Source organism: Streptomyces griseicoloratus (assembly GCF_014534645.1).
GTDB lineage: Bacteria > Actinomycetota > Actinomycetes > Streptomycetales > Streptomycetaceae > Streptomyces > Streptomyces griseicoloratus.
Genome location: NZ_JACVQF010000063.1, coordinates 1 through 641, shown reverse-complemented (window position 1 = coordinate 641; position 641 = coordinate 1). Strand labels below are relative to the sequence as shown.

Here is a 641-nt window from a genome sequence, read left to right as displayed (position 1 = left end):
TTGCTCAGGGCGGACTGGGTGCTCAGGTAGTGGTTGTCGGGCAGCAGCACGGGGCCGTCGCCGATGGGGGTGTTCTGCTGGTAGTGGTCGGCGAGCTGCACGCTGCCGTCCTCGATGTTGTGGCGGATCTTGAAGTTCACCTTGATGCCGTTCTTCTGCTTGTCGGCCATGATATAGACGTTGTGGCTGTTGTAGTTGTACTCCAGCTTGTGCCCCAGGATGTTGCCGTCCTCCTTGAAGTCGATGCCCTTCAGCTCGATGCGGTTCACCAGGGTGTCGCCCTCGAACTTCACCTCGGCGCGGGTCTTGTAGTTGCCGTCGTCCTTGAAGAAGATGGTGCGCTCCTGGACGTAGCCTTCGGGCATGGCGGACTTGAAGAAGTCGTGCTGCTTCATGTGGTCGGGGTAGCGGCTGAAGCACTGCACGCCGTAGGTCAGGGTGGTCACGAGGGTGGGCCAGGGCACGGGCAGCTTGCCGGTGGTGCAGATGAACTTCAGGGTCAGCTTGCCGTAGGTGGCATCGCCCTCGCCCTCGCCGGACACGCTGAACTTGTGGCCGTTTACGTCGCCGTCCAGCTCGACCAGGATGGGCACCACCCCGGTGAACAGCTCCTCGCCCTTGCTCACCATGGTGGCGACCGG

General features: G+C 62.2%; 1 protein-coding gene. It reads right to left on the bottom strand.

Annotation, left to right across the window (positions count from 1 at the left end):
- On the bottom strand, positions 1-641 hold a 641-nt coding region (locus H0H10_RS41565), incomplete at both ends, for a hypothetical protein (RefSeq protein ID WP_223179266.1).